The 3,387-nt window shown below is 69.6% G+C and carries 4 protein-coding genes; 2 read left to right on the top strand and 2 right to left on the bottom strand.

The genetic code is table 11. From position 1 onward, the window contains the following. Positions 1 to 231, bottom strand: a 231-nt coding sequence (locus I0Q12_RS19955) for a hypothetical protein (RefSeq protein ID WP_197253861.1), incomplete at its 3' end; no start/stop codon positions are given. A 90-nt stretch (positions 232 to 321) separates the two neighbouring features. On the opposite strand from I0Q12_RS19955, the gene upp reads away from it, so the two are divergent. Both upp and I0Q12_RS19945 read left to right on the top strand, forming a co-directional pair. Continuing rightward, positions 322 to 945 (top strand): uracil phosphoribosyltransferase, encoded by a 624-nt coding sequence (gene upp, locus I0Q12_RS19950; RefSeq protein ID WP_197253859.1) that lies wholly within the window; start codon positions 322 to 324, stop codon positions 943 to 945. Positions 946 to 1,161: 216 nt separating this feature from the next. Then, on the top strand, positions 1,162 to 1,860 hold the full coding sequence (locus tag I0Q12_RS19945; protein WP_197253866.1) for an MspA family porin: 699 nt from the start codon (positions 1,162 to 1,164) through the stop codon (positions 1,858 to 1,860). A 10-nt stretch (positions 1,861 to 1,870) separates the two neighbouring features. On the opposite strand, the gene I0Q12_RS19940 is transcribed toward I0Q12_RS19945, so the two are convergent. Then, positions 1,871 to 3,361, bottom strand: a complete 1,491-nt coding sequence (locus tag I0Q12_RS19940) for a phospho-sugar mutase (protein ID WP_197253858.1) — start codon at positions 3,359 to 3,361, stop codon at positions 1,871 to 1,873. Positions 3,362 to 3,387 lie beyond the last annotated feature (26 nt).

Here is a 3,387-nt window from a genome sequence, read left to right as displayed (position 1 = left end):
GGTCACGAGGCGGATCACGTGCTCTTCGTGCGCGCGATGCGCCGTGACCAGGGCCGCGACGAATCCTGTTCCGATCGGGCCGAGCCCGGTGTCCAGTTGTTCGGGGGCGGCGCCCCGGATCTCGTCGACCGCGCCGCGCATTCGTTCGGCCAGGTCTCCCGCCGTACCGCCGAACGCTGCGATGGTCTCCGGGCGTACCTGCACACCGTCCTGCCGAAACTCGCCTCTCACGCCTCACGCCCCTCGATGTCGGATCGAATCGCTCTCGACGGGTTCGACGCATTCGGGCGGCGGCCGGTTCCACCGTTCTATCCTTCGGGCATGGATCCGCTCGTCGTCGATCATCCGCTCGCTGCCTCGCTCCTCACGATCCTGCGCGATGAGCGCAGCGACAACGCCGCCTTCCGGCATGCACTGAGCCGGCTCACCCAGATGCTCGTGTACGAGGCGGTCCGGGACGCGCCGGTCGAGGAGTTCGAGGTGCGCACGCCGATCACGACGACCACGGGGGTGCGGCTGAAGCAACCGCCGCTGCTGGTCCCGGTTCTGCGGGCCGGTCTGGGCATGGTCGATCAGGCGCACGCGCTGATCCCGCAGGCGCAGGTCGGTTTCGTCGGGCTGGCGCGCGACGAGAAGACGTTCGAGCCGGTGCCCTATCTCGAGTCCCTCCCCGCCGATCTGTCCAGGCTGCCGGTGTTCGTGCTGGATCCGATGCTGGCGACCGGTGGGTCGATGGTGCACACGATCGAGCTCCTCGTGTCCCGCGGCGCGACCGACATCACCGCGGTGTGTGTGGTGGCGGCGCCGCAGGGTGTCGAGGCACTCGCGGCGTGCGGGCACCCGGTGCGGTTGGTGACCGCCACGATCGACGAAGGCCTGAACGAGAACAAGTACATCGTTCCGGGCCTCGGCGACGCGGGCGACCGTCAATTCGGGCCGCGATAACGGCCATCGCCTACTCTTCGAAACACGCAGCCGAATCGTGACATCGATGTCCGTTTTGGTGCTTATGGTGCACATGGGGCTGCTGAGACGCTGTTCGTGCGCTGATCCGTTACCAACTCTTCACGATCTTCCTCACGAAATCGCTTGCGGCTCATTACTCTGAGGCGTGCATCACGATCGCTTCACTGTCATCAGTTCGTGAAATGGGGAAACGCGATGGTCCGCAATTCCGTAACGAAATCCCGCCAGCGATTCCGGGCAGCAGCACTGGGGGTGGCTGCCGCCGCGTTCGTGGCGATGGTCAACCCGGGCGCCGCAGGAGCCGCAGTCGACAACGCCCGGTCGATGCCGCTCGACGGCGGCGCCACGATCGAAGTCCTGCAGGCGGACACGTCGATCCAGTCCGTCCCGCCGCTCGACAGCTCACCGTTGAGCGTCGAGTTCTTCAGCGACGGTGTTGCCGCCGTCAAGATCACCGGTCCGGGAGCGGATGCGTTCACCGGTACCAAGCTCACCCTCGGCTATCAGATCGGCTATCCGGTCGCGCTGCCCGGCGCGATCGTGCACCTCTTCACCCCGAGCCTGGATTGGGGGGTGGGGAACAACGTCAATCTCGGCTTCGGCGATCTGCTCGGCGACCCTGTCATCGGCCTGGATCTGGGTGCCAATGCGCAGCTCGGAGGCCGGATCATCCCCGAGCACGAGTTCGAGATCGAACTCGAACCCGGCGGCATCACCGAGGTGCCGATCGTCGAGGGTCTGACCTTCGACGGCAGCGCGGTCACCGTTCGAATCGCCGGTGTGCACGGTTCCGTCTCCGGGGCGATCGGCCCGGTCACCGTCCGGCCGTTCGCGAAGGCGACCACCTCGAAGGGTGACACCGTCGTCACCTACGGTGTGCCGCAGCGGGTCTGACGACCCAGGATCAACCGGCCATCCCGGAAGCCCACACGCGCAGCGCCGCCAGCTTGCTGGTGGCGCTGCCGTGGTTTCCATCCACCGCGACCGCCTGCAGGTAGCACTTGAGCTTCGGTTCGGTGCCGGACGGCCGGACGACGACGCGGACCGACGCGCCCTCGAACACGAGCGCGTCGGTCCGCAGTCGTGTCTCCGCCCGGGCGAGATCGGTCACGGTGACCGCCTCGCCCGCGAGTTCGTCCGGCGGCGTGGCCCGCAGTGATGCCATGAGCCGGTCGATCCGCGTGAGGTCGGCGACCCGGATCGAGACCTGATCGGTCAGGTGCACGCCGAACTCGGCGTACAGATCGTCGAGCGCGTCGAGCAGCGTGCGACCACGCGTCTTCAGGTCTGCCACATAATCCGCGACGACGACCGCCGTCGCGATGCCGTCCTTGTCGCGCACCGCGTCCGGGTCGACGCAGTGGCCGATCGCCTCCTCGTACGCGTAGACCAGACCCTCGCCGGCGCGGGCCAGCCACTTGAAGCCGGTGAGGGTCTGCGCGAAGCGGGCGCCGCGCGCGGCGGCGACCTTCCCGAGCAACGTGGACGACACGATCGTGGTCGCCACCAGCGATTCCGGGCGCGCTCCCGCGAGGATGTGATCGCCGAGCAGCACACCGGTCTCATCGCCGCGCAGCATCCGCCAGCCCTCGACGGCGTGCCGTCGCGAGTCGCTGCCCGCCGGCACCCCCACCGCGCAGCGGTCGGCGTCCGGGTCGAGCGCAAGTGCGACGTCCGCGCCGACGTCCTCGGCGAGCGCCAGCAGCGCGTCGGTGGCACCGGGCTCCTCGGGGTTCGGGAACGCCACGGTGGGGAACGCGGGGTCCGGCGCGAACTGGGACGCGACGACGTGCACGTCGGTGAACCCGGCCTGCCGCAACGCCGCGACCGCGGTCTCGCCGCCGACGCCGTGCAGCGCGGTGAGTGCGATCCGCACGTTCCGGTGTGGCGACCGCGGCAGCGTCGCGACCCGCGCGAGGTATCTCTCGACGAGGTCGCCGCCCGAGGGTTTCACGGGCGTACGAGGCACCACGCCGCCGACCGCGTCGATCGCCGCTTCGATCTCGCGGTCCGCGGGGGAGACCAGCTGGGCACCGCCGGTGACATACACCTTGTAGCCGTTGTCGGCGGCGGGATTGTGCGACGCGGTGATCTGCACCCCGGCGACGGCACCGAGCGCGCGCACCGCGAACGCGGTGACCGGCGTCGGCAGCGGGCGGGGGAGCGCGACCACGTCGAATCCTGCCGCGGCGAGCACCTCCGTTGCCGCGGTGAAGAATTCGGCGGATCCCGTGCGGGCGTCGCGGCCGACGACGACGGTACCGCCGCCGTGCCCCTGCGCGTCGAGCCAGGCCGCGAGCCCGGCGGTCGTGCGCTCGACGACCGGCACGTTCATGCAGTCCGGGCCGTCGCCGACCGGTCCCCGCAATCCCGCGGTCCCGAAGCGCAGGCTCACAGCCGCGCCGCCAGTTCGCGCAGCAG

Source organism: Rhodococcus sp. CX, assembly GCF_015865005.1.
In the GTDB taxonomy this organism is placed as follows: domain Bacteria; phylum Actinomycetota; class Actinomycetes; order Mycobacteriales; family Mycobacteriaceae; genus Rhodococcus.
The sequence above is the reverse complement of the archived record's forward strand: the minus strand, read 5'-3'. Positions and strand labels throughout refer to the sequence as shown.

Excerpts from the sequence above, each read along its gene's own strand:
- upp (WP_197253859.1), top strand. The coding sequence starts at position 322 with ATGGATCCGCTCGTCGTCGATCATCCGCTCGCTGCCTCGCTCCTCACG.
- I0Q12_RS19945 (WP_197253866.1), top strand. The coding sequence starts at position 1,162 with ATGGTCCGCAATTCCGTAACGAAATCCCGCCAGCGATTCCGGGCAGCA.